Genomic DNA, 24,642 nt, shown 5'->3' on the forward strand with positions numbered 1-24,642 from the left:
ATACTTGATCATATACTGAATGTTTTGAAAACAAACTTAACAATGCAAAAGAAATAGAATGCGGTGCATAAAATACTTGCCCAACCTAGTCCGGTTGTTACAAGAACAACCTTCCTTGTCCTTAAAAAGGAGGTGATCCAGCCCCACCTTCCGGTAGGGCTACCTTGTTACGACTTCATCCCAGTCATCAGCCTCACCTTGGGCGCCTCTCTCCTATAAATAGGTTGAGTCAACGACTTAAGGTAAAACCAACTCCCATGATGTGACGGGCGGTGTGTACAAGGCCCGGGAACGTATTCACGGCGTTATGGCTGACACGCCATTACTAGCAATTCCGACTTCATGTAGTCGAGTTGCAGACTACAATCCGAACTGGGGTTAGCTTTTAGGATTTGCTCCATCTCACGATCTTGCTACCTTCTGTACTAACCATTGTAGCACGTGTGTCGCCCTGGACATAAGGGCCATGCTGACTTGACGTCATCCTCGCCTTCCTCCTGGTTAACCCAGGCAGTCTCGTTAGAGTTCCCACCCTAAGTGCTGGCAACTAACGATAAGGGTTGCGCTCGTTGCGGGACTTAACCCAACACCTCACGGCACGAGCTGACGACAGCCATGCAGCACCTGTGTATCTGTCCTTGCGGAAGACTGTATTTCTACAGCTGTCAAATACATGTCAAGTCCAGGTAAGGTCCTTCGCGTTGCATCGAATTAAACCACATGCTCCACTGCTTGTGCGGGCCCCCGTCAATTCTTTTGAGTTTCACCCTTGCGAGTGTACTCCTCAGGCGGCATACTTAACACGTTAGCTCCGACACAGATGGGGTTGAGACCATCCACATCAAGTATGCATCGTTTACGGCAAGGACTACCAGGGTATCTAATCCTGTTTGCTCCCCTTGCTTTCGCGCCTTAGCGTCAGGTATAAATTAGAAAAGCGCCTTCGCCACTGGTGTTCTTCCACATATCTACGCATTTCACCGCTACACGTGGAATTCCCTTTTCTCCATCTATCCTCTAGAAAGATAGTTTTAAATGCTGACTTGGGGTTGAGCCCCAAAATTTAACATCTAACTTTCCTTTCCGCCTACACGCCCTTTACGCCCAATAAATCCGATTAACGCTAGCACCCTCCGTATTACCGCAGCTGCTGGCACGGAGTTAGCCGGTGCTTCTTTACCTGGTACGCTCAAATTGATTGGATATTAGCCAATCTCTCTTATTCCCAGGCGAAAGTGCTTTACAACCCTAAGGCCTTCATCACACACGCGGCGTCGCTTCGTCAGACTTTCGTCCATTGCGAAAGATTCTCGACTGCAGCCTCCCGTAGGAGTCTGGGCAGTGTCTCAGTCCCAGTGTTGGCGGTCAATCTCTCAATCCGCCTAGACGTCATAGCCTTGGTAGGCTTTTACCCTACCAACAAGCTGATATCGCATAAACTCTTCCTCAACCGAAAGGTCCGAAGATCCCCTTCTTTAATATTATTAGATGCCTAAATATACTATATTCGGTATTAGCGATCGTTTCCAACCGTTATTCCCAAGTTGAGGGCAGATTATCTATGTATTACTAACCCTTCCGCCACTAAATAACAACCGAAGTCATTATTCCGTTCGACTTGCATGCCTCATCCACGCCGCCAGCGTTCAATCTGAACCAAGATCAAATTCTCAGAAAAAATAAAAAAAAATTAACGGATCTTTCAAAAGATCCTCACAAGCATTTTATACTGGCCTGCATTCTATCTCATTTGCATTGTTAAGAAGAAAAACTCATTACCCATTAAACTAACGATAATAAAGTCTTCGCTGCTCGTCCGCATCGAAGTGTGGACTCTTCTCCTTTGTGGGTTACACTTAAGAAGAAAGCAACATCCTATAAAAAACGCTATTTTTTTCGCAATGCATTTCGTTTGCTTTTTATTTTTTTCTTTTTTTATAAAAAAACGATGCTCTAGCCCAGAACAGCCTGTAAACGCTAAAATTCGGATAAAAAACACTGTGTTTTTATCAATAAGCAAGTGTGTTTGTTTTTGACGAAGTCTTATTTTTGTATTTGAATCGAAAAAATGCCTCGCTGCTTATTTTTCAAAAAATCCATACTAATAGTCTTATTTAAAATGTTAGGATTTCTTATCCCAACCTTTTTATCTTGGATAAATTTCAGACTGAAGCTAATATTTTCTCTTAATCTTATATGGTTTGGCGAACGTAGCTCAGCTGGTTAGAGCGTCGGATTGTGGTTCCGAAGGTCGCGGGTTCAAGCCCCGTCGCTCGCCCTCTTTATCTTCTTTGATTCTTTTGTTTTTCTTGATATAACGAAGTTTATAAACGAAGCTCGACAATACTTAGAATCTTATGTAGCCCATGATAAGAGAAAAAAAAAAGAGCAGGCACCTTCGTCTTCCGACCTTGCCTTTAGCAGCAAAAGCAAGTTTCTATTTATTTTTTTCGTGTTTTTCTGGCCTCAGTTTATGGAGTTTTCATAGAGATCAGCCATGCACACAGAATTGGATAGGTCTGTTAGGCTGGTCATTTAGTTCTTTTTTATTTTACTTTTTTGGTGCTGCGGCTTTTTTTATTCCTTTGTATTTTCTTTGGTTATCTTTTTTATACTTTAGAAAAACTCCCCGACCGCTTTTCTTCTATAAAGCTGCGGCGTTTCTTTCTCTTCCATTTTCTTCTGCTATTCTCTTATCGATGCTATCCCCAGTTGGAACACTTCCTTCTATATTAGATACGCGTCTTCCAAAGTTTATTTTAGGGAATAACCCTCCTGTGTCTTATATGGGTGGAATTCCCTTTTACCTGTTTTATGAAGGCCAATCTTTTTGTTTAAAACACTTGATTGGGTCTGTAGGAACAGCTCTAATTTTTGGATTTTTAATACTATTCTCGGTCCTGTATCTTTGCGGCGGAATTGCTTTATTTAAAAAAAAAACCTTTCAAAAAGCAGTCAAAAAAGTTTTTTTCTCTTTTTTCCAAATTTTCTTCAAAACTTTAAAAAAATTAATAAATAGACGTAACTATCTCCCAAAGCCTTCAGTTCCCTTTGTTTCAAAGAACCCGCTTGTTTTTTCAAAATCACCATCTTTGTCAACTCGAGTTTCTGAAACTATAATTTTAGACGGCTCTATTTCATCTACACCTCAGGAAGAGGGCCCCTCTTCTAGAAAAGAATCCTTTTTCCTTACCCCACATCCTTGCAAACGTTTACTGAAAAAATTCTTAGAGCCTCCAGAAAATAAAGTGAAGGAAGCTACAACAATTCCGTTATCTCAAACTACAGCTTTAGTAGGGGGAGAAAAAAATAAGGAAAGAATTGTTTTTCCTAAGTTAAAAAATTTCGCGGTCTCTGAAAATGATCTTCCACAATATCATTTACTTAGTAAAAACAGAGAAGCTCGTCCTGATTCATTACAAGCTGAGCTAGAAAAAAAAGCTCTTATTTTAAAACAGACTCTTACGAGTTTTGGAATTGATGCTGATATTGGGAACATTTGTTCAGGACCCACGCTAGTCGCTTTTGAAGTTTTACCTCATTCTGGGGTTAAAGTTCAGAAAATCAGGTCTTTAGAAAACGATATTGCTTTAAAACTCCAAGCTTCGAGCATACGTATTATCGCTCCGATTCCAGGTAAAGCCGCTGTGGGTATTGAGATTCCCACTCCCTTTCCTCAAGCGGTTAATTTTCGTGATTTATTGGAAGATTATCAGAAGAAGAATCGCAAATTACAGATCCCCTTATTGCTAGGGAAGAAAGCCAATGGGGATAATCTTTGGGCTGACTTAGCTACAATGCCTCATCTAATTATTGCTGGCACTACGGGATCTGGAAAATCTGTATGTATTAACACGATTGTCATGTCAATGATCATGACCACTCTACCTTCTGAAATTAAACTAGTCATTATTGACCCTAAAAAAGTAGAGCTAACTGGGTATTCGCAATTACCTCACATGTTATCTCCTGTGATTACTGAATCAAGAGAAGTGTACAATGCTTTGGTTTGGCTAGTAAAGGAAATGGAATCTCGTTATGAGATTTTGAGATATTTAGGTTTACGCAATATACAAGCTTTTAACTCCCGGACTCGCAATAAAGCTACTGAGGCTTCTTATGACAGAGAGATTCCTGAAACCATGCCTTTTATAGTAGGGATTATTGATGAGCTTTCTGATTTACTTCTCTCATCATCCCAAGATATTGAAACACCTATCATTCGCTTAGCTCAGATGGCTAGGGCTGTAGGAATTCATCTCATTTTAGCAACACAGCGCCCTTCACGAGAGGTAATTACGGGGTTAATTAAGGCAAATTTTCCCTCTCGAATTGCTTTTAAAGTAGCCAATAAAGTTAACAGCCAGATTATCATTGATGAACCTGGAGCAGAGAATCTGATGGGGAATGGCGACATGCTTATACTCTTGCCTTCTGTTTTTGGAACAATACGAGCTCAAGGTGCCTATATTTACGATGAGGACATTAACAAAGTAATTAAAGATCTATGTTCTAGGTTCCCCACACAATACGTGATTCCTTCTTTTCATACTTTTGATGATTCTGAGTCTGAAAACTCTGGAGAGAAAGATCCTTTATTTACACAAGCAAAAACTTTAATTTTACAGACAGGAAATGCTTCAACCACCTTCCTTCAAAGAAAATTGAAAATTGGTTATGCCCGGGCTGCGAGTTTAATCGATCAGCTTGAAGAGGCTAAAATTATCGGGCCCTCGGAAGGAGCCAAACCCCGTCAAATACTTGTACAGCATCCCCCTCAGGAAGGTTAGCATGGAAGGTTTTTTTCCTTTAGCTTCTGGATCCAAAGGGAATTCTGCTTATCTAGGCACGGATTCTTGTAAGATTCTTATTGATTTAGGGGTGAGTAAACAAGTCGTTCATCGAGAACTACTTTCTATGAACATCCATCCCGAAGACATCCAGGCCATTTTTGTTACACATGAACATTCTGATCATATCTCTGGCATTAAAAGTTTTGTTAAGACGTATAACACTCCTATTGTTTGCAACTTGGAGACGGCTCGTGCTTTATGCCAATTATTAGATAGTCATCCAGAATTTAAAATTTTCTCAACAGGGTCTTCATTTTGTTTTCATGATCTTCGAGTGCAAACTTTCAATGTACCTCATGATGCTGTAGATCCTGTGGGATTTCTTTTTCATTATCATGAAGAAAAGCTGGGCTTTTGCACAGATTTAGGTTGGGTCACCTCTTGGATCACTCACGAACTCTATGATTGTGATTACTTATTGATTGAGTCAAATCACGCTCCTGAATTGGTGCGTCAATCTCAGCGTCCTGATGTTTACAAAAAACGAGTATTGAGTAAGCTAGGTCATATCTCTAACCATGAGTGTGGGCAACTTTTGCAAAGCATTATCACTCCGAAATTAAAGAAGTTATATCTTGCGCATCTTTCTACAGAGTGCAACACTGCGGAGCTAGCATTGGCTACAGTATCGGAATCCATAGCCTCTATAACTTCTGTATCTCCAGAAATTGCATCAGCACAGGGCATCACCTCTCCAATATACTTTTCTCATCTAGAGGCTGCATGTCCATAGTAACCACTAAATCTTCTTCTATACATCTTTCTTTGAATAGCAATTGGCAAGATAGCCAACCTTACTCTTTGGAGCGGGCTAGCGAACTTCTTCGTTTTCGATTCCTTCCTTCTCTAGTTTTTTCTGACTGGAGGGTCGAACAGCAAATCATTAGTTTTTGTCGCAAAGCGAAAAAACGTCGTTTGATTTCCCCTCTAGCAAAGTGGTTAGGGAAGCTGCATAAGCAAGATCTACTGCGTCCCCCTACCCTACCAGTTTCTGTATGTTGGATTAATTCGCACATAGGGTATGGAGTTTTTGCTCATGATGAAATTGCTCCGTGGACATACATCGGAGAATATACGGGAATTTTGCGTCGACGTCAGGCAATTTGGATGGATGAAAACGATTACTGTTTTCGCTATCCTATGCCTTTATTTACTTTAAGATATTTTACTATTGATAGTGGAAATCAGGGAAATATCACACGTTTTATTAATCATAGCGATCAACCTAATGCTGAAGCTGTAGGGATTTTCAATGATGGTTTATTTCATGTGATTATCAGGACAATAGCACCCATACATGCGGGCCAAGAAATCTGTTATCATTATGGCCCGCTGTACTGGAAACAAAGAAAAAAGCGAGAAGAATTTATTCCTGAAGAGAAGTAATTTCTAGCTTTTTTCGTAGGTTCCCATTAGCTCTGCCTGTTCTATAATATGATTTTCCATGGCCTCATATAGCTGATCCCAGGTAACGTTTTCTTCTTCTGGAAGAACTACATTAAGAGCAAATAGAGTAAAGAAGTAGCGATGCTGCCTATCTGGAGGACAAGGACCTTCATAAACAGGCTTTCCAGAAGTATTTAATCCCTGCACAGCAAAGATTTCAGCTCCCTCGGCGAGATCAGTAATTGTGGTAGACAAGTTATAGACTATCCAGTGGATCCACAGACCATCGCTACGAATTTCCTTAGGCACGTCAGGATCTTCGACGATCAAAGCAAGACTTTTTGCTGTATCAGGAACGTCTATGAAGGTCAAAGGAGGGGAAATTCCCGCTCCCTGGCATGTATACTTCTGAGGAATGGGGCGGCCATAAGCAAACGCTGGTGACAATAATTGCATTTTTTCTCCATTAAGTATCTAAATTACGCACAGGATCTGCAAGATAGCCCTCATGCTCTTTGAGCAGAGCAACACCTCGGTTTGTAGATATAACATCCTTCAATAGAGCTATTAGAGCTATGCAGTTCAAGATGACCATACCAGAAAAACCTGTGTCAGATAAGGCCCAAATCATACGCATGTCTATAATACCCCCGAGAGGAATCATCAATACATATATAGCCTTCAGCCATAGATTTGCACGTCTTCCTGGGATCATATATTGTAAACTTTTTTCTGCGCAAGCAAACCATGTCAATATTGTTGTATATCCAAATAAGGCCATCGCTAGAATAACGACAACACCACCTATAGAGCCGAGGCTGTTTTTAAATGCACTCATCACCATCAAAGTGCCTTGCGCTCCCGAGCTATAAGCACCTGAGACAATAAGAACAAGTGTCGTGATTGAACAAACAATCATAACAATCACTGGGGGAACCAGAGTGACAAGTCCGTCTACAATAGGATTTTTGCTTTTTGTATTTGCCTGCAAAATAGATACCATTCCACTGCCACAATCTGTAGCCATGACTGCACGATTAATACCTGTAGAGATGACTTGTGAGAGCGTATACCCTCCAATTCCAGCTAGTCCAGCTTTGAGTCCAAATGCTGAAGAACATATGAGTTTAATTGCGGGAAGAATCGCCGATACATGTTGGAAGAGAATGACTCCACAAGAAATACAGTAAAATCCTGCTATAAAGGGAATCACACGAGCTGAAAATCTTAGAATGCGGTTATTACCACCTGCTAAGACGGGGATAACTACAAGTGCGAGTACAGTTCCAACAAGTAACTTCCCTAGTGTTCCTTCTGCACATAGAGGAACAATACAACTTACTTGAACACAGTTTCCTGCACAGAAGGCTGTCATAATAGTGAATAAAGCAAAGAGTCCTGCAAGAATTTTTTTACGCATGCCAAAGGCAAGGCAAGCTATGGGTCCTCCAACAAATTCTCCTGAATTTCCTTCTGGTTTCCTGTATTTAGATCCTAAATATGAGCCAGCATATTGCACGATAGCTCCGAGCAAAGCTGCAAGCCATATCCAGACCAATGCTCCTGGACCTCCGCAAACTAAGGCGATAGCCATACCAGCGATATTTCCAGTACCAAAATTTCCAGCTAAGATTCCAGCTACCGCTTCGTAAGAAGAGACTTCGCCTACTTTTGACGAAGCATCGTCTAATTTATTTTGAAGCATCAAATTAAAGCCTAGCTTTAAACCATGAAACTGTAATCCCCGCAATTTCCATGTTAAGAGTCCCCCTAACAATAAGATCATAGGGAATACACAAAACGACGTAGCGAATTTATTTAACTGTTCTATAAAATGTAACATTGTCTCTCCTGTTGCTATTAATTATGAAAATCTCAGGAAGACCGAAGACAAAACTTCTGGGCTTCCTTTCCCTTTTGTTTTGGGGAAAGGAAGCTTAGTTGTTGAGAGCTCTTCTAAAAGGTTAAGTTATCACTATATCCACAAGCTCAGGCCACCTTTCCCCTTGGACAATGGACGCAACGGTCCCAGAGTCCAAACCTAAGGTGGAGGCAAATGCAGCAATATCTTCTTCAGTGATAACTCCTTGAGAGAAAGCTTGAGAAAATACTTCGCTTAATTGAGTTAAGAAAAGATTCCAGATCCAGTCGCGGCCCTGCATTTTTTTCATGCCTTCTATCAAAGCAGGGTTCTCAGCAAGAGCTTGCATTAAAGCTAGCGGATGAACTTCTCGAATACGGTACAAAGCACTCTTAATTTCACCCTGGGACAAAGCTAACGTAATTGAAGACTTTTCTGCAGCAGAAGACACAACGAAAGAAAGGTCTCTTTCATCCTGATCTGACATTTTTTCTGCATATGTCTTAAAGTTAGCTTCCACTTCCAACGGATCCTTCCTAGTTTTATCACGTCGAGCGAAGAGTCTTCGAGAGCGACGAGAAAGTCTCTTGACAAGAGAAGGTGTTTCACGGTTTTCCGTCAGTATAACAGACTCTTGATTTAAGTCCCCCGAGTTTTTTGTCTCTAGGCTGTATCCTTTAGGATCATGAGAACAACTACTCAAACTTGTAAGTAAAGTTAACCCGCAAAATATAGTTTTATAAATGAATCTTTTCATTATTTTTAGTTAAAATTTTTTTTTAATTTAAAATATTATAACATATTTTTAATTTAAAAAGGCCTATTTATTACAAAAAAGTTGTTAAGTTATTAACACAACTATACCTTTTATGTCTGAGTCTTTTTATTTCCTCAGAGGAGAACATTCTTGCGTTTCTCAAGTTGATTTGTTATTGGGCATTTTGTTATCAAAATAGGGTCTTTAGTTAATATCTTTAATTTTAAAGATATTAACAAAGCAACGTGATAGAGAAGAGGCTTCCATGTTAAAAATTCTTAAAACCAAAGTCTTGGTTCTCCCGATAGTTTTGCTTATGGGAGTAACTTCTATCGGCTATGCTGCACCTCAACCATCCATACCAGCCCACTCGCAAGCAAAAGTTAAAATTGGTTCTGAAGGTTGGATAGAACAAAAACTACGTCAATATCCTGAGCTTCTTTGGCTTACAGAATCTGGAGGAGCCCCTCTTGTAACGTCTTATCCTGTAGATACGATGTATTCTGAAAAGCTCTTTAATAAAAAAGTTCCTTCTTTAGACATCGCGCTTCGCAGTATGATTCACTTGCATCTCTTGATCCAGGGGTCTCGGCAATCGTACATGCAGCTCTCTCAGATCCTACCTTCTGAAGAGGGGGGAATGACATTTAAGCAATTCCAGACAACTCACAAGCAATTGCTTTTCTTTTTAAATTCTCCTAAGAGCTTCGATAATACTCTGAGAATTTTAGAAACAGCGATCGTGCTGAGGCATGTGGGTTGCTCTGCAAAAGCTACGGCGACATTTAAGCCCTATTTCACAGACTCTTGCCCAGAGACCTTTTACGCAAAGGCGTTACATGTTTTACGTACTTTCCCAGAACTTTGTCCTTCATATGCAAGGCTATCTCCAGAACAGCAAGAAGTCTTGTTATCCCTACGGCGTTTAGGTAACTATGGTTCTCTATTGAACTTAACAGAAGTTCCTAGCGCACAACTGCTTTCTGCTTGGAGAACACGTCGATCTCTTGCGATTTTAGATTTGTACCTTTATTGCTTAGATACATGTGGAGAAAAAAATTGCTCTCAAGAATTTTATGTAAACTTCGCTCCTCTACTTTCTATGTTACAACAGCATGCTACCGTGGAAGAGGCCTTCTCTCGTTACTTTACTTACCGGGCGAATCGTTTAGGTTTTGAGGGAGTATCGCGAACGGACATGACTTTGGTTCGTTTAGCAACGTTAATGAATCTCTCTCCGACAGAAGCAGTTACTTTGGCTTGGAGTTTTAAAAATTTACCTTCTGATGAAGCTGAAAGTCTTGTCAACAGTTTCTATACAATACAAGGGGAACACATTCCTTTAACATTTCGTGGTCTTCCCAGTTTAATTGCTGGACTTTCGCTCGCGACTCATGGATCTACAGTAAGTCCTGAAAGCCGCCTACGTCAAGTATACTCGACAATGCTATCTTTATTAGTAAAAAGCTTACGTTCTCATAAAGAAATGCTAAATAAACAACTCGTCCCACCAAGCACTGTTTTAGATTTTTCTGAAACTACGCTGTCTTCAGGAGGTTTAGACATTTTTTCTGAAAGTATAGTCGTTCGCATTCATTTAAATGGAGCTGTCAGCATAAATTTATAAATCAGGGAATGCTTGAAAGGTTCTACAATAAAATTTGTGGGACTGATAAGTTCCTTTTATAAGAACTAGATTTGAGCAAATAGTGTGGCCATTTCTATCGCTGTAGTCATTCCAGAAATTCCCAAGTGGCATCCTTTAATACCTGATCTTTCCCAAGCAATTTCTGGAGAGGGAGCTGTAACTATTGACAATGTTATGGGAAGACAAAATTCCAAAGAGATTGCACCAATACCTGCAGTTACTTGATTTACAATTTGGTTATAATGGTCTGTTTTTCCTTGAATAAGGACGCCACAGGCAACAATAGCATCGAACTTTTCCCCAGAAGATAAAAGTTTTTTGATCGTACAGGGAACCTCAAAAGCTCCAGGAACACGGATAGTAGTCAATCCATCTTCACTACCTCCGAACTTCAAAAAAGTTTCTTGAGCTCCAGAGACAAGGGCATCAGCCATAGCCTGATTAAAGCAAGAGCCAACAATAGCAATACGTAGATTCTTCGCTGACAAATGTCCTTTCAATGTTTTCATACATCCCCTAAGATTTATCGTAACTGATTGTTACAGCACGGGAGATCTAGCCAATGTCCCATACGTTCCTGTTTTGTTCTTAAATATTGCTCGTTGTCTTCAGAAACCCGCACAGGAAGAGCCACTCTCTCGGTAATGGTGAGTCCGAAACCCTGAAGCCCAAAATATTTTTGAGGATTGTGAGTGATTAAGTTAATCGTTGTCAACTTTAGATCAACAAGAATTTGTGCTCCTATGCCATATTCCCTTGAGTCTATAGGGAATCCCATCGCTAAGTTTGCATCCACAGTATCATAACCGTTATCTTGAAGAGCATAGGCACGTACTTTATAGCCTAAACCGATACCACGCCCTTCTTGCCCTCGCAAGTAAATAATAACACCTTCTCCCTGTTGAGCAATGTAGCGCATTGCTGAATTCAGTTGTTCTCCACAATCACAGCGCTTAGATCCTAAAATATCTCCTGTGATGCACTCTGAGTGGACACGTACTAGGACATTACTTTTTCCTGCAACCTCGCCTTTTACCAAAGCAAGATGTTGTATTCCGTCTAATAATGATTCATAGACATGAATCGTGAAGTCTCCGTAAGTTGTAGGGAGACGTGCTGAGGAGATTTTAGAGACCAGACGATCGGAGAGCATTCGATGAGCTATAATCGATGTCACGGAAATCACAGCAATATTGTATTTCGTGGCAAATTCTAAAATTTGTGGTAATCGCATCATAGAATAATCTTCATTCACTAGTTCTGCGAGCACACCACAAGGCTGAAGTCCTGCTAGCTCCATGAGATCAACAGTAGATTCTGTATGACCTGCTCGTTTTAACACTCCTCCTGGAGAACTTGCTAGGGGGAAAAAGTGTCCTGGGCTAATAAAATCTTCAGGTTTACTCTCAGGGTCTGCTAATAGCTGTACTACTTTAGTTCTATCTGCAGCAGAAACTCCTGTAGTCACTCCATGAGCAGCATCTACGGATATGGTAAAGGGAGTTTTAAAACGGCAACGATTATCTTGGACCATCGGAGGAAGCCCCAAACGTAAGAGACGTTCTTGGCTTAAAGCAGCGCAAACAACCCCTGTGGTATGCTGAAGAAGAAAGGTCATCTTTTCAACGGTAATTTTTTCTCCTGCTATAATAAGGTCACCCTCATCTTCTCTAGAAGCTTCGTCAACAACAATAACAAACTTTCCTGCTCTTAGATCCTCAACAGCCTGCTCTAAAGAAACAAAATCTGGAGCGCCTATTTCTTCTTGAGTTTCTATCATTGACTCCCTCGTATCAACGGATTCCGATGCTAAGCATGCTACTCTAAAAATCCTTTCCCATCAATTCCTTATGGATTCAAAAAGTGAGGTGAAATCTCCCATACTATTTTTAAAGAATTTCCTAAAATTTGGGAACTTTTGAGAACGAGGGGAATCGCCGACTCCAAAAGATTTCCCAACACTCCGACGAAAGGTTTCTTCTGATTACCAAGAATCATGGGTCCAGAGTAAAGAATCACAGAATTAACAAGTTTTTCTTTTAATAAAGAGGTATGTAGAGTGGCTCCTCCTTCTACAAGAATCTGTAGTATTTTTTTTTTGGAAAGATAGTCATAGACCATCTGAAGATCGACTCCTGATGGAGTAGATTCTGTTAATAAAACTGGAATATCTAAAGAATCTAAAACTTTTATATAATTTTTAGGACATCGTTCTGTCGTTACATAGAGAGTACGGCTTCTCTTATCAAAGACTTGGGATGTAAGGGGGACCTTCCCAGAACTATCTAAGACAACACGTAAGGGTTGCTGAGGGTAGAGTGCTCCCTGAGGTTGTCGTGCTGTGAGCGATGGATCGTCAAGAAGAACAGTACGAGAACCGATAAGAATGGCTTGAGACTCTGCACGCAACTTTCCCACATCATACCGAGCCTCTGGACAAGTAATCCATTGAGACTTTCCTTGAGAATCGGCAACTTGGCCATCAATACTTGCTGCACTTTTAAGTATTGTCCACGGACGATTATAGGTCCGTTGGTATAAATAAGGCTGTAGCGAGGCGTATGCCTCACTCTCTCCAATACCAACATAGACCTGAATCCCTGCCTGACGTAATAGTGCTACTCCCTGACCCGCAACTTTAGAATCGGGGTCAATGAGAGCAACAAAGACTCTGGCTACCTTATGTTTAATCAGTAAGTGAGTACACGGAGGACGTGATCCAGAGTGAGAGCAGGGCTCGAGAGAAACATACATATCTGATCCACAGATAGGTTGAGAGGCATTTTGTATAGCAACCTCTTCAGCATGACGCCCTCCAGCATAAGCATGGAATCCCTCCCCAATGATGCGATTTCCTTGAACGATAACACACCCTACCCAGGGATTTGGCGGGGCAGTCATTTTACCTTTTTCTCCGATTTCTATAGCACGCCGCATAAAAAAGAGTTGTTGCTCAGAGAAATCTTCCATATACTCTCGCTTTTGCACACTTCTACTTTAATAATGAGACAAGCATGTTGGATATAAAAATTATACGCAAGACTCCCGAAAAATGCGAAACTCGGCTTCGTAAAAAAGATCCAAAAATTTCTTTAGAGCTCATACTCTCTTTGGATAAAGAGGTCCGTCAATTCAAGACCGATTCAGAAACTCTACAAGCACATAGACGAGTGTTGTCTCAAGAGATATATAAAGCCAAAACTCAAGGGATAGACGCCAAGAACTTGATGCAAGAGGTAGAAACCCTCGCTGCTAATCTTGAAAAAATTGAAGAACAGCTCAATAAAAAAAATATGCAATTACATGAATTGCTTTGTCATCTTCCGAATTACCCTGCTGATGACATTCCTGTATCTGAGGATAAATCAGGAAACCAAGTAATCAAAAGTGTTGGAGACCTTCCCGCATTTTCCTTTCCTCCGAAGCATCACTTAGAGCTAAATCAGAAATTAGATATTTTAGACTTTCAAGCAGCAGCAAAAACGACAGGATCAGGATGGCCTGCTTATAAAAATCGTGGTGTTCTTTTGGAATGGGCTCTTCTTACCTATATGCTACAGAAGCAAGCAGCTCATGGATTTCAGCTTTGGCTCCCTCCTTTATTAGTAAAAAAAGAAATTTTATTTGGTTCTGGGCAGATTCCGAAATTTGACGGACAATACTACCGCGTTGAAGATGGAGATCAGTACCTCTATCTCATCCCAACTGCTGAAGTAGTGCTGAACGGTTTTCATTCGCAAGACATCCTAACAGAAAAAGAACTTCCTCTTTACTATGCTGCATTCACTCCGTGCTTCCGCAGAGAAGCGGGTGCTGCAGGAGCTCATGAGAGAGGGCTTGTACGAGTACATCAATTCCATAAGGTAGAAATGTTTGCCTTTACAACACCCGATCAAGATGATATTGCTTATGCAAAAATGCTTACTATTGTTGAAGAAATCCTTACAGAGCTGAAATTGCCTTATCGTCTTTCTTTGCTTTCCACAGGAGATATGTCTTTTACAGCATCCAAGACTATAGATGCTGAGGTCTGGTTGCCAGGACAAAAAGCTTTTTATGAAGTCTCTTCTATTTCTCAGTGTACTGATTTCCAGTCACGGCGATCTGGAACTCGGTATAAAGATAGCCAAGGCAAACTACAGTTTGTTCATACTCTTAACGGCTCAGGCCTGGCAACACCTCGTCTCCTTGTGGCTATTTTAGAAAATAACCAACAACCTGATGGTTCTGTGATCATTCCCGAAGTGCTTCGTCCTTATTTAGGAGGGTTGGAGACTCTTCTACCAAACACGATTGAGAACACACGAGACTGCGGGTAGCATTAACTTCTAAGGAAAATTATGACTAGGGATCCAGATGATCACTTTAAATCACAAACTCCTGACAATCACGTAAAATATGTCAGAGACAAGCATGGAGTGTGTAAAGGAGAACCTCACACAACATTCAAAGGGTTTTTCTATCATTTAGCTAACCATGCTTTATCTACTGGTGTTTTTCTTTTTTTCATTCGGACTTTGTTGTTCTTGGTTCCTACGAGTCGTTCTATTCAAGTAAAATCCTTAATATCTTTGGGCGTTGGCTGGACATTTTACCACGGATGCTTAAAAGCAAGAAAGGTTTGGGCGTATATAGAACTCTCTCACCGCTCCATGCTTGAAGAGAAAAATGAGATTGAAAAGAATTTTGATCAAGAAAGAATAGAGCTGCGGGTTTTATTTGAGAATCAAGGGTTTAAAGACCCTCTCCTCCAAGAGATGGTAGAATATGTCTGTTCCGATTCTACGCTATTACTAGATACGATGATCCGAGAGGAACTTTCTATTCGCAAAGAAGATCTCCCTCATCCTCTGATTCAAGGAGGATCTAGAATCTTAGGGGGCCTTTGCGGTCTTGTGATTTTCCTTCCCCTGGTCTTATGTATCAGTTACACTCTCGCAGGCATCTTTTCTGCTCTCATGGTTCTGATACTTTCCTTTCTCAAAGCTAAAATTCTAGAAAATGATAAAATTTCCGAAATGATTTGGGTATTAGGAATCTTCATCACTTCGGTAAGTATTATCTCATCGTTAATGAAACTATTATAACAGGTTGCTCAGTGTTTTCTCGTTTGTTTTCTACATCATTTTCTGCGGAAATGTTAAATACATTCTTTGAATCAGGAATGACCGAGGATACAAGTCCTCTCTTGTCGGAACAAAATCGTAAATTGAGTCATAATCTTGCTTTAAAATCTGCGTATCTATCTTTAGGGACCTATTTGGTTGCGCTTTTAAGTTACTGGCTGCACGCAGGGAATCTTTCCAACTTATTTGTAGTGTTTACATTTTTTCTTGCTGGTACCCCTGCTCTAATTAAGTCATTGGATAACATATGCCAAAAGATAGTAAACATTGATATTCTGATGACATCAGCAGCCTTTGGTTCTATTTTTATTGGAGGAGCTCTAGAAGGAGCTTTGCTTCTTGTATTGTTTGCGATTTCAGAAGCATTGGGACAAATGGTATCGGGAAAAGCGAAAAGCACTTTAGTCTCTTTGAAGCAACTAGCTCCTACTACAGGCTGGCTTGTCTTAGAAGATGGCAATTTACAAAAAGTCCCTATTAGCAAAGTTGAGGTTGGAAACATTCTACGGATTAAAAGTGGTGAGGTTGTGCCTTTGGACGGAGAAGTTCTCCATGGATCTTCTTCTATCAACCTCATGCATCTTACTGGAGAGAAAGTGCCTAAAGCTTGTTATCCAGGATCTATTGTTCCTGCGGGAGCACATAATATAGAAGGAAGTTTCGATCTTTGTGTATTACGTACGGGATCAGACTCTACCATTGCCCATATTATCAATTTAGTCATTCAAGCACAAAACTCTAAACCTAGATTGCAACAACGCTTAGACAAGTATTCTTCAGTATATGCACTCTCTATTTTTGCAATTGCGATTGCAATTGCGCTCCTTGTTCCTTTATTCACTTCCATTCCGTTTTTAGGACCGCAAAGTGCTTTTTACCGTGCACTTGCATTTCTTATTGCAGCATCTCCTTGTGCTTTGATCATTGCCATTCCTATTGCCTATTTAAGCGCTATCAATGCCTGTGCCAAACATGGGATTCTCCTGAAAGGTGGAGTGATTTTAGATCGCCTAGTTTCTTGTAATTCTATAGTGATGGATAAAACAGGGACGTTAACAACTGGCGAGCTTACCTGTATAGGTTGCGACTACTTCGGTCCTAAAAATGATCACTTTTTCCCATCAGTATTAGCTTTAGAGCAGTCTTCATCTCATCCGATTGCTGAGGCTATTGTCACTTATTTGACGGAACAAAAAGTATCCTCGCTTCCTGCAGATCGGTATCTTACTGTTCCTGGAGAAGGAGTTCGTGGTTATTTCAACGAACAAGAAGCTTTTGTAGGTCGAGTAGAAACAGGACTCGGGAAGGTACCTTCTGAGTATCTTGAAGAGATCGAAGAGAAAATTTATCAAGCTAAGCAACAGGGTGAAATTTGTTCTCTAGCATATGTTGGAAAGAGTTTTGCTTTATTTTATTTCCGAGATATGCCCCGCCCTCGAGCTGCAGAGATCATCCAAGATCTTAAAGATTTAGGATATCCAGTAACCATGCTCACTGGTGATCATAAAGTCAGTGCTGAAAACACGGCGCAAATTTTAAAAATTTCTGAGGTATTTTCCGATCTCACCCCCGATGACAAGTTAAAGAAAATACGAGAGCTTGCGATGCAACGCCAAATTATGATGGTCGGTGACGGGATTAACGATGCTCCTGCTTTAGCACAGGCGACTGTAGGCATTGCCATGGGCGAAGCAGGAAGTGCTACAGCGATAGAAGCCGCAGACATTGTTCTCCTTCATGACTCTCTTTCTTCTCTTCCCTGGATCATTCAAAAAGCAAAGCAAACAAAAAAAGTTGTTTCACAAAATCTTGCACTAGCTCTTGGTATTATTCTTTTAGTCTCCTGGCCAGCATCGTTAGGGATTATTCCTCTATGGCTTGCGGTAATTCTTCATGAGGGAAGTACTGTGATTGTTGGATTAAATGCTCTCCGTTTATTGAAAAGTTAGTACTTAGCAAAACGGCGGCTATAAATACTTTGCAATACACCCAGCGAGGCCATTGTAGAGATTACCGAAGAGCCGCCATAAGAGATCAGGATCAAAGGGACACCTGTGATTGGGAGCAATCCACACATCATACTAATATTAATTAAGACGTGCATAGCCAGGTATACGGTAATGCCAGCAGCAAGTAGTTTTCCAAAGTCATCAATAGCTACTGCAACGGTTCGACAGCCAAAACATATAAGGCAATAGAATAGCCCGAGGGTAAAGAGCAATCCCAGGAGCCCAAATTCCTCTCCCAAAGCAGAAAATACCGAGTCTGTGTAACCATAGGGTAGCCATCCACGACCTGCGAACTCTCCTGTTTTCCATCCACGGCCTTTAATCCCTCCAAGTCCTATAGAAATGAGGGAGGCGCGTTGGTGATGATTTGATGGGCTAAGTCTCTCGTATTGATATTCCTTAATAACTTTCAGAGCATAGGGTTTGATTTTCTCATGTGAGACCATTCCCGAGAAAATCAACAACGAGCCTATAATCCCGATCGCAGCGAGGACTGTACAAAATTTTACTAGTAACGAATGGACATTACTTAAATAGAAAATTGTCAATGTAACAGGGCATAACACTAACGCTGTTCCTAAATCGGGTTCTTTTAAAATTAGAAAAAAGGGAAGTGCTACAACTAAGCAAGTAAGAAATGCTGTTGTTTTCGATGTAATATCTGCTTTTCTAGACTCTAAGATATAGCTAAGCATTATAACAACGATAAGTTTTCCATATTCTGAGGGCTGTACACTCAGATGGATGAAGGGAATGCGATACCATCTATGGACATTTTGGACTGAGGGGACAAAAAAAAGGCCCACAAGAGCACAAATCATCAAAAAGTAGAGTAACCATGCCCATCGTTTAAACAGGTGGTAGTCGAAATAGGCACAGATAAAAAAAACTATCCATCCTAGAGCGAAGTGCCTGAGCTGCATGATACTTTTATTTGTCAAGAGACCTTTAGATGAGGTAACCAACATAGCTGTAGGATCCATCGAAGAGATCACCACGACACTTAATAGCATTAAGGCAAGTACGACAAGAAAAACCCAAGCATTTACATACCGAAAATATTTATGATGTCTCATAATCGTATTACTATTGAGCCGAACTGCAAGTTTCTAGAATATGAAAGTTATTTATTACGAAATAGAAAAAATTCCCTCCACAAACACAATGGCAACATCGTACATGCATTTGTGGAATCCTTATGCATTAACTGTAATTTCCACAAAATGTCAAACTGCTGGGAAAGGAAAGTTTGGCAGGAGTTGGAAGTCTTCAAATGGAGATCTCCTCAACACCTTCTGCTTTTTTATTACAGACTTGGAGATCGATGTTTCTCGTCTCTTTCGCTTAGGGACAGAAGCTGTTGTTGCCTTATGTGAAGAATTAGGAATTACAGAAGCAAAGATAAAATGGCCAAACGATGTACTCATTCGGGAAGAAAAACTCTGTGGAGTTCTTCCAGAAACTCTTCCAGTAGAAGGACTTCTTGGTGTTGTTCTTGGCATCGGCATCAATGCCAACACTACTAAAAAACTTTTAGAAGATGTGGGCCAACCTGCGACATCTCTTCAAGAAGTTCTTGGCCATCCTATAGACCTAGAGGTTGCCAGAGAGCTTCTGATACAGCACGTACTATGTGTTCTGAATCAGAATCTTGCAGATAGTTTAGCTACTAAATTGAATAGAGGGGAGATCTAAAAAGCCGAAGAGCCATGAGACGATTCTCAAAGATATTTGCTGTCGCAACTTGAGATACTTTTCCGCAGCTTCTTCATAAGCAGGGATTTGAAAATCAAATAGATTTTTACTTGCCCAAAAATTTTCAATATAGAAGATGGCTCGATCTTTCTCTACGATATTCTCTATGGACTCCAGGTATACCTTAACTCTTTCAGAAAGAAGCTTCTCCATTTCTTTCAATGTGGGCATAATATCGTAGGCATTTTTAAGGAACGAACGCCAAGACATCCGATCACACTGTGATAGAAAGTCTATTTCCTGTTGAGATTGAGCATCTTCTTCTCCTAAAAGTTGAGCGAGAGCAAGTAAGGCATGACGCTTTTCCAAAGCATGTGCCGTCAATAACTTCCAAGAAAATACAACGCTTTTTACTGAATAGTAGAGTTGGCAATAGGCACCCAAACAGACGCCAAGAAATATACTGCCAGCTATCACATAGAAAACACATCCCATAGGATTTTATCTATTGCAGGTTCGTATATAAAAAAACAAGTTAGGCAGATAATTGCATATAGGTACCAAGTTCAGCATCCGTAAGCTCCCGATACTCACCGTAGCCCAAGCCTCCTAAGACTAGGCTGCCGATACGTATACGCTTTAGCTCTAAAATAGGCAGCCCTACAGCCTCAGCAAACAAACGTATCTCGTGTTTTTTCCCTTCACGGACAACGATCTTTAATGTCCCCCGACGAATTTTGGTGACAGAGACGGGACGAATATGCTTTCCATCTATGACAGTCCCTTCCATGAATTTTTCTAAATCTTTTGCGGAGACATCTCGGCTAACTTTTAAGAGATACTCTTTAGTAATTCCTGAAGAGGGATGAATGATTTTATTTGCAAATTCTCCGTCATTGGTGACTAAGATTAACCCCGAAGTCTCTTTATCCAAACGTCCTACAGTAAACACCCGGTAGGGAAGATGTGCAAAGAGGTCGATCACTAACTTGGTACCTGGGAATTTCTTCTCAGAGGAACAAAGGTACCCTATAGCTTTATGAACCATGAAGTATACTTTCTTAGTAAGATGAACGTGAGTCCCTGAAACCTTGATTGTATCTTGAGGATCTACAAGAACAAAGGGCCCCTCAGCAATACGACCATTTACAGTTACTGATCCAGAAAAAATAATTTCATCACACTTTCTTCGAGAAGCAACTCCTGCAGAAGCTAAAAATTTATTGAGACGAACTTTTGTCATACTTACCCCATACAACGCACCTATTGTGCCTAAGCAAGGCAATACTGGTCTACTGTTCTTTGCATAAAAAAATTTTTATACTTTTATGATTTCTGCTAGACAAAAGTTGTTTTCTGCTTATGCTTAGCCTCTCACTCCATATTCTATAGGAACGTATGACTCTTCTTATTTTATTACGTCATGGACAATCTGTTTGGAATGCAAAAAATTTATTTTCTGGATGGGTAGATATTCCCCTAAGTCAGCAAGGCATCGAAGAAGCCTTTTCTGCAGGAAGAGCTATTCAAAATTTGCCCATAGATTGCATCTTTACATCTACTTTAGTGCGTAGCCTCATGACGGCCCTACTCGCTGTAACAAACCATCACTCTGGGAAAATCCCCTATATTGTTCATGAAGATCCACAAGCAAAAGAGATGTCCAAGATTTACAGTGTGGAAGAAGAGAAAAACATGATTCCTCTGTATCGATCTAGTGCTCTCAATGAAAGAATGTATGGCCAACTGCAAGGAAAAAATAAAAAACAAACAGCAGAACAGTTTGGAGAAGAGCAAGTCAAGCTTTGGAGACGCAGCTATAAAACAGCTCCTCCTCAAGGAGAAAGCCTTTACGATACCAAACAAAGAACTTTGCCCTATTTTGAAGAAAATATCCTGCCTCAACTACAGAATTCAAAAAATGTTTTTGTTTCCGCGCATGGAAATTCCTTACGTTCTTTGATTATGGATATAGAAAAATTAAGTGAAGAAGAGGTACTCTCTTTAGAATTGCCGACGGGAAAACCAGTTGTGTATCAATGGAAAAACCACAAACTCGAAAAACATCCAGAATTTTTTGGTTAAATAACCAATTAGCAATCCCTCCGTCTGAACGAGTCAAAGAAAATTATGCCTTGCACTCAGACCTATTTTCTCTACCCCCTTCCTCAGCTTTAAAATTAATCGAGAAAGCAGAAGAGAGTGTCCGAAAATTGGTAGGATTAAAAGATTCTCATCTTTTTCATTTTGTCCCTCACTTCCCCCATGTTGTGAATATCATTCTTGCAGCCCTTGTAGAAAATCAATCGCTTTTTCAAGGAAGAAATCACCTCATTCTCCCTTCTCATGATCAGCAACTTTTAATCAATGGCCTGTGTCACCACCAAGGACTAGGAACTACGTATGACTGGGCAACAGTAAATCATGAGGGAAGAATTGTAGAGGAACAACTTATAGAAGCCTTAAGTCCTCGCAGTTTATTATTCTCACTATCTGCAGCTCACGGATTGACGGGGGTGATACAATCTTTAGACGCTATACTATCCTTATGCAAAGACCGTAGGATTCTCCTCCACTTGGATATTTCTGATATTTTAGGCAGGGTTGCCTTAACTCCTGAGATACTCGATGCTGATATCATTACTTTCTCTTCAGCAGCTCTTGGAGGAATGGGTTCTATAGGGGGGATCTTCATTCGTAGGTCTCTAGAGAGAATCTTCTCCTCCTGGTTTCCTTCTCACCCTTCAGCGTCTTTATGCTTCAGCTCGGTAGCGGCGATGCAAACTGCTTGTGAAGAACGTCTTTCTGCTCTTCCCCTTTTTACATTTCACACCTCGAATTTACGTAAAAAACTCGTTGAAGAGTTGCAAAAAGTCCTCCCCTCCATCCAATGGCTATTTTCAGAGGTCAATAACCGATTACCTAATGTCGTTGTTGCTGCAATTCCTGATATGCCAGCAGAAAGTATTGTCTTCCACCTCCATCAGCAAGGAATTTATCCAGCCCTAGGATACGAACGTTTCCAACCCTTAGCACAAGTTTTACAAAATTGTGGTATCTCCCCGTTCTTATGTCACAGTGCTTTGCATTTCTCCCTTACAGAAAGAAGTAAAGACCTAGAGTTTCCAATACTTGCTCGTGCATTGCATGACGGCATAAAGCACCTCACCCCTTTAGTTGGGAATCCATCATGACCATACCCTTTGAACCGATTATTTTCTGGTCCACGCTATCAGCAAAAGTTATGAAAAAGTTTCTTACACCACATTGTGCGGGTTCTTTTTCCGAAGAAGATGCTGAGCTTAAAGATGCTCATCTTATCATTGGGAAACAGGGGCACAGACTCATGGGCAACTGTGTCACTTTTTATTGGCTTGTTGACAAACAGAACGGCCTTATCCTCGATGCAAAATTTCAATACTTCGGTCACCCGTATCTCATTCCTCTAGCCGAGACTGTCTGTAATCTTGTTATTGGGAAAAGCTACAGCGAAGCTTATAGGCTTACTCTTGATGATATTGATAAATCCCTACGTACACAAATGCATCAACCCGCGCTTCCTGAAGACGGCCTCTCTTTATATCATTTTGTTATTGATGCGTTAGATACAGCTGTTGAGCAATGTCTTGAAATCCCTTTAGAAGATGGCTCACTTCCTTTGCAAAACACTGCCCTAGATCTTGATTTCGAAGATGCTAACCCCTACAGTCAAAGTGATTGGGAGACTCTAACTCATGAACAAAAACTCTATACTCTTCGCAATACCATACAAGAAAGAATCGGTCCTTATGTTGCTATGGATGGAGGTGAAGTGACTATAGAATCGCTCAAAGAGCTTATTGTAACTATTGCCTATTCTGGAAATTGCTCGGCATGTCCTTCTTCATTAGGATCGACTTTAAATTCAATAGGACAGCTCCTAAGAGCTTATGTTTATCCTGAACTTCAGGTTAGGGTAAATGAATCGTCATTAGATCTTTCTACCCCTCATTACCCCCCAGGATCTCCTTTCGGGGACTAAAAATTCCAAATACATTTCTAAATCAGCATTTATCCTTATAAGAACTCTACTTTAAAGGATTCCTTATCAGAATTTCAAATTTAAGCTCTGACAGCCTGAAATCCTTCGAATGTGGGTATTTTGAATTAAGGATATAAAATTTCCAGGTCCTAAATCCTAAGAGGAGATGCAATTGTCAATAATTCCTACTTTTTGATAGAGAGGAATACGATGGCAACAATGCCATAGGTTTCGTTTATTTTTATGAAGGACTGTTGTGTTTTTTCAAAATTTGGCCAAAAAACTTACTGCTCTAGGGGTTTCTCCCCTAGGATGCCTCTTAGTCATTGGGGCTGTAAGTTGCGCTATTTTATTTGAAAAATCCTCAAAACCGTCCTCCACTCCTACTCCCGCTAAAACAGAAAAAATCTCTGGCAATTGGCTTAAGCTAACACAAATGGGGAACCCCAAGCTCATAGAATCCCTAGCAAAAAAAGAGCAGTTAGAAAAAGATCTTACGTCCTTCCATCCTATTGTTTCTTCAAAAGTTGCAATTGCGCTTCCTACAGAAGATGACGTGATTGCTCCTCTGCATCTCTCGGTAATTCTTACTTTAGGGAAAGAAGAGTCCCTGACTCCTTCGCTACTCTTCTCAATTACAGATTATCTATGCAGCAGTCTTCCTGGGTTAAAAAGAGAGCACATATCTCTATCAGATAACTTAGGCAATCTCTACATGCCAGCATCTATAACTATCAACTCTCTACTAATCCATACATTAGAAAATTATCTTAGCAAAATTTTCCCCAAGGAACACTTCGCTTTTGCCTATCACGGAAAGGAAAATAAGCCAACGTTACAGCTCACTCTAAATGAAAGCTATCTCTCTCATTTAGCTGGAGAAGAATTGAAAAAAATCATTACTCATATTACCCATTACCTACATCAAAACTATGATGATTCCTATGATATTGTCATAGAAACTCTCCCTTTTGCTCGTGTACCGAATAAAAAATCTTTACCATCAAAAGTCCTTATTGGGAGTATGATCCTTGCCATAAGCTTAATGATTGTTTCTTTAGCAAGTTTTTATCTCGCTAGACATGCATACGAGAGAGTCTCCCCCGAGCCCAAGAAAATAAAACGAGGCATAAATATCTCAAAGCTGTTAGAGATTATACAAAAGGAATCTCCAGAAAAAATAGCTTTAATTCTTTCATACTTGGACCCTAAGAAAGCAGAAGCATTGCTAAACAGATTGCCCGAAGATCTCAAACATCAAGTACTGAAATATAAACTTTAAGAAT

At 40.4% G+C, this 24,642-nt stretch carries 21 protein-coding genes, 1 tRNA gene and 1 rRNA gene; 13 read left to right on the forward strand and 10 right to left on the reverse strand.

The annotated features are described in order from the left end of the window. Window positions 1-125 precede the first annotated feature (125 nt). Window positions 126-1,678, reverse strand: a 16S ribosomal RNA gene (locus CMV32_RS01970). 526 nt (window positions 1,679-2,204) lie between these two features. Between CMV32_RS01970 and CMV32_RS01975 the strand changes: the two genes are divergently transcribed. From CMV32_RS01975 to CMV32_RS01990, 4 genes are all read left to right on the forward strand, one after another. Further along, window positions 2,205-2,278, forward strand: a tRNA-His gene (locus tag CMV32_RS01975). 88 nt (window positions 2,279-2,366) lie between these two features. Then, complete coding sequence (locus tag CMV32_RS01980; protein ID WP_100934247.1) at window positions 2,367-4,790, forward strand: FtsK/SpoIIIE family DNA translocase; 2,424 nt, start codon at window positions 2,367-2,369, stop codon at window positions 4,788-4,790. Between the two features lies 1 nt (window position 4,791). Beyond that, the gene (locus tag CMV32_RS01985; protein ID WP_100934248.1) at window positions 4,792-5,586 is read left to right on the forward strand and encodes an MBL fold metallo-hydrolase; all 795 of its coding nucleotides are present in this window, start codon (window positions 4,792-4,794) and stop codon (window positions 5,584-5,586) included. Beyond that, the gene (locus CMV32_RS01990) at window positions 5,577-6,239 is read left to right on the forward strand and encodes an SET domain-containing protein (protein WP_100934249.1); all 663 of its coding nucleotides are present in this window, start codon (window positions 5,577-5,579) and stop codon (window positions 6,237-6,239) included. The genes CMV32_RS01985 and CMV32_RS01990 overlap by 10 nt, the downstream gene beginning before the upstream one ends. A 3-nt stretch (window positions 6,240-6,242) precedes the next feature. Here the strand turns inward: CMV32_RS01990 and CMV32_RS01995 are convergent, their stop codons facing one another. From CMV32_RS01995 to CMV32_RS02005, 3 genes are all read right to left on the reverse strand, one after another. Further along, window positions 6,243-6,695: a YbhB/YbcL family Raf kinase inhibitor-like protein gene (locus CMV32_RS01995; protein WP_100934250.1), complete on the reverse strand. Its 453-nt coding sequence runs from the start codon at window positions 6,693-6,695 to the stop codon at window positions 6,243-6,245. Between the two features lie 10 nt (window positions 6,696-6,705). Continuing rightward, window positions 6,706-8,082 (reverse strand): alanine/glycine:cation symporter family protein, encoded by a 1,377-nt coding sequence (locus tag CMV32_RS02000; RefSeq protein ID WP_100934251.1) that lies wholly within the window; start codon window positions 8,080-8,082, stop codon window positions 6,706-6,708. 121 nt (window positions 8,083-8,203) lie between these two features. Beyond that, window positions 8,204-8,857: a DUF8085 domain-containing protein gene (locus tag CMV32_RS02005; RefSeq protein ID WP_100934252.1), complete on the reverse strand. Its 654-nt coding sequence runs from the start codon at window positions 8,855-8,857 to the stop codon at window positions 8,204-8,206. A gap of 265 nt (window positions 8,858-9,122) precedes the next feature. Here CMV32_RS02005 and CMV32_RS02010 point away from each other — a divergent pair, with 265 nt between their 5' ends. Beyond that, window positions 9,123-10,484, forward strand: a complete 1,362-nt coding sequence (locus tag CMV32_RS02010) for a hypothetical protein (protein WP_100934253.1) — start codon at window positions 9,123-9,125, stop codon at window positions 10,482-10,484. A gap of 65 nt (window positions 10,485-10,549) precedes the next feature. Here CMV32_RS02010 and ribH read toward each other — a convergent pair whose 3' ends face one another. From ribH to ribD, 3 genes are all read right to left on the reverse strand, one after another. After that, a complete protein-coding gene (ribH, locus tag CMV32_RS02015; RefSeq protein WP_100934254.1) occupies window positions 10,550-11,014 on the reverse strand; it encodes a 6,7-dimethyl-8-ribityllumazine synthase in 465 nt (154 codons plus the stop codon). A gap of 14 nt (window positions 11,015-11,028) precedes the next feature. Then, on the reverse strand, window positions 11,029-12,285 hold the full coding sequence (locus CMV32_RS02020) for a bifunctional 3,4-dihydroxy-2-butanone-4-phosphate synthase/GTP cyclohydrolase II (protein WP_100934255.1): 1,257 nt from the start codon (window positions 12,283-12,285) through the stop codon (window positions 11,029-11,031). A gap of 68 nt (window positions 12,286-12,353) precedes the next feature. Continuing rightward, complete coding sequence (ribD, locus tag CMV32_RS02025) at window positions 12,354-13,475, reverse strand: bifunctional diaminohydroxyphosphoribosylaminopyrimidine deaminase/5-amino-6-(5-phosphoribosylamino)uracil reductase RibD (protein ID WP_100934256.1); 1,122 nt, start codon at window positions 13,473-13,475, stop codon at window positions 12,354-12,356. 44 nt (window positions 13,476-13,519) lie between these two features. On the opposite strand from ribD, the gene serS reads away from it, so the two are divergent. Genes serS through CMV32_RS02040 form a run of 3 tightly spaced genes read left to right on the forward strand, consistent with a single transcriptional unit; the run spans window position 13,520 to window position 17,580 of the window. Beyond that, window positions 13,520-14,824, forward strand: a complete 1,305-nt coding sequence (serS, locus tag CMV32_RS02030) for a serine--tRNA ligase (protein WP_100934257.1) — start codon at window positions 13,520-13,522, stop codon at window positions 14,822-14,824. A gap of 21 nt (window positions 14,825-14,845) precedes the next feature. Continuing rightward, the gene (locus tag CMV32_RS02035; protein WP_100934258.1) at window positions 14,846-15,592 is read left to right on the forward strand and encodes a VIT1/CCC1 transporter family protein; all 747 of its coding nucleotides are present in this window, start codon (window positions 14,846-14,848) and stop codon (window positions 15,590-15,592) included. An 11-nt stretch (window positions 15,593-15,603) separates the two neighbouring features. Continuing rightward, window positions 15,604-17,580 carry a cation-translocating P-type ATPase gene (locus CMV32_RS02040; RefSeq protein ID WP_100934259.1) on the forward strand — a complete coding sequence of 659 codons (1,977 nt, stop codon included), beginning with the start codon at window positions 15,604-15,606 and terminating at the stop codon, window positions 17,578-17,580. Here CMV32_RS02040 and CMV32_RS02045 read toward each other — a convergent pair. After that, window positions 17,577-18,716, reverse strand: a complete 1,140-nt coding sequence (locus tag CMV32_RS02045) for an FtsW/RodA/SpoVE family cell cycle protein (protein WP_100934260.1) — start codon at window positions 18,714-18,716, stop codon at window positions 17,577-17,579. The genes CMV32_RS02040 and CMV32_RS02045 overlap by 4 nt on opposite strands. A 40-nt stretch (window positions 18,717-18,756) precedes the next feature. Between CMV32_RS02045 and CMV32_RS02050 the strand changes: the two genes are divergently transcribed. Then, window positions 18,757-19,335, forward strand: a complete 579-nt coding sequence (locus CMV32_RS02050; protein ID WP_100934261.1) for a biotin--[acetyl-CoA-carboxylase] ligase — start codon at window positions 18,757-18,759, stop codon at window positions 19,333-19,335. Here CMV32_RS02050 and CMV32_RS02055 read toward each other — a convergent pair. Then, window positions 19,303-19,830, reverse strand: coding sequence for a hypothetical protein (locus CMV32_RS02055; protein WP_100934262.1), 528 nt, complete (start codon window positions 19,828-19,830; stop codon window positions 19,303-19,305). The two genes, CMV32_RS02050 and CMV32_RS02055, sit on opposite strands and share 33 nt — an antisense overlap. Before the next feature lie 40 nt (window positions 19,831-19,870). Continuing rightward, window positions 19,871-20,578 carry a pseudouridine synthase gene (locus CMV32_RS02060; RefSeq protein ID WP_100934263.1) on the reverse strand — a complete coding sequence of 236 codons (708 nt, stop codon included), beginning with the start codon at window positions 20,576-20,578 and terminating at the stop codon, window positions 19,871-19,873. 155 nt (window positions 20,579-20,733) lie between these two features. Here CMV32_RS02060 and CMV32_RS02065 point away from each other — a divergent pair, with 155 nt between their 5' ends. The 4 genes from CMV32_RS02065 (at window position 20,734) to CMV32_RS02080 (ending at window position 24,638) form a co-directional block, all read left to right on the forward strand. Beyond that, window positions 20,734-21,420 (forward strand): 2,3-bisphosphoglycerate-dependent phosphoglycerate mutase, encoded by a 687-nt coding sequence (locus CMV32_RS02065; RefSeq protein WP_100934264.1) that lies wholly within the window; start codon window positions 20,734-20,736, stop codon window positions 21,418-21,420. Beyond that, the gene (locus CMV32_RS02070) at window positions 21,375-22,529 is read left to right on the forward strand and encodes an aminotransferase class V-fold PLP-dependent enzyme (RefSeq protein ID WP_100934265.1); all 1,155 of its coding nucleotides are present in this window, start codon (window positions 21,375-21,377) and stop codon (window positions 22,527-22,529) included. Before CMV32_RS02065 ends, CMV32_RS02070 begins: the two co-directional genes overlap by 46 nt. Next, window positions 22,526-23,356, forward strand: a complete 831-nt coding sequence (locus tag CMV32_RS02075) for a NifU family protein (protein ID WP_100934266.1) — start codon at window positions 22,526-22,528, stop codon at window positions 23,354-23,356. Before CMV32_RS02070 ends, CMV32_RS02075 begins: the two co-directional genes overlap by 4 nt. A 256-nt stretch (window positions 23,357-23,612) precedes the next feature. Then, window positions 23,613-24,638, forward strand: coding sequence for a type III secretion system protein (locus CMV32_RS02080; protein ID WP_100934267.1), 1,026 nt, complete (start codon window positions 23,613-23,615; stop codon window positions 24,636-24,638). Window positions 24,639-24,642: the final 4 nt, after the last annotated feature.

This window comes from Candidatus Chlamydia corallus (genome assembly GCF_002817655.1).
In the GTDB taxonomy this organism is placed as follows: Bacteria; Chlamydiota; Chlamydiia; order Chlamydiales; family Chlamydiaceae; genus Chlamydia; species Chlamydia corallus.

Bases quoted from the DNA above. Each gene is read 5' to 3' on its own strand.
- CMV32_RS02020 (WP_100934255.1), bottom strand. From the start codon at position 12,285: ATGATAGAAACTCAAGAAGAAATAGGCGCTCCAGATTTTGTTTCTTTA.
- CMV32_RS01990 (WP_100934249.1), top strand. From the start codon at position 5,577: ATGTCCATAGTAACCACTAAATCTTCTTCTATACATCTTTCTTTGAAT.
- CMV32_RS02005 (WP_100934252.1), bottom strand. From the start codon at position 8,857: ATGAAAAGATTCATTTATAAAACTATATTTTGCGGGTTAACTTTACTT.
- CMV32_RS02050 (WP_100934261.1), top strand. From the start codon at position 18,757: ATGAAAGTTATTTATTACGAAATAGAAAAAATTCCCTCCACAAACACA.
- CMV32_RS02075 (WP_100934266.1), top strand. From the start codon at position 22,526: ATGACCATACCCTTTGAACCGATTATTTTCTGGTCCACGCTATCAGCA.
- CMV32_RS02010 (WP_100934253.1), top strand. From the start codon at position 9,123: ATGTTAAAAATTCTTAAAACCAAAGTCTTGGTTCTCCCGATAGTTTTG.
- CMV32_RS01985 (WP_100934248.1), top strand. From the start codon at position 4,792: ATGGAAGGTTTTTTTCCTTTAGCTTCTGGATCCAAAGGGAATTCTGCT.
- CMV32_RS01980 (WP_100934247.1), top strand. From the start codon at position 2,367: ATGATAAGAGAAAAAAAAAAGAGCAGGCACCTTCGTCTTCCGACCTTG.
- ribH (WP_100934254.1), bottom strand. From the start codon at position 11,014: ATGAAAACATTGAAAGGACATTTGTCAGCGAAGAATCTACGTATTGCT.
- ribD (WP_100934256.1), bottom strand. From the start codon at position 13,475: ATGGAAGATTTCTCTGAGCAACAACTCTTTTTTATGCGGCGTGCTATA.
- CMV32_RS02065 (WP_100934264.1), top strand. From the start codon at position 20,734: ATGACTCTTCTTATTTTATTACGTCATGGACAATCTGTTTGGAATGCA.
- CMV32_RS02060 (WP_100934263.1), bottom strand. From the start codon at position 20,578: ATGACAAAAGTTCGTCTCAATAAATTTTTAGCTTCTGCAGGAGTTGCT.
- CMV32_RS02000 (WP_100934251.1), bottom strand. From the start codon at position 8,082: ATGTTACATTTTATAGAACAGTTAAATAAATTCGCTACGTCGTTTTGT.
- serS (WP_100934257.1), top strand. From the start codon at position 13,520: ATGTTGGATATAAAAATTATACGCAAGACTCCCGAAAAATGCGAAACT.
- CMV32_RS02070 (WP_100934265.1), top strand. From the start codon at position 21,375: ATGGAAAAACCACAAACTCGAAAAACATCCAGAATTTTTTGGTTAAAT.
- CMV32_RS02035 (WP_100934258.1), top strand. From the start codon at position 14,846: ATGACTAGGGATCCAGATGATCACTTTAAATCACAAACTCCTGACAAT.
- CMV32_RS01995 (WP_100934250.1), bottom strand. From the start codon at position 6,695: ATGCAATTATTGTCACCAGCGTTTGCTTATGGCCGCCCCATTCCTCAG.
- CMV32_RS02045 (WP_100934260.1), bottom strand. From the start codon at position 18,716: ATGAGACATCATAAATATTTTCGGTATGTAAATGCTTGGGTTTTTCTT.
- CMV32_RS02055 (WP_100934262.1), bottom strand. From the start codon at position 19,830: ATGGGATGTGTTTTCTATGTGATAGCTGGCAGTATATTTCTTGGCGTC.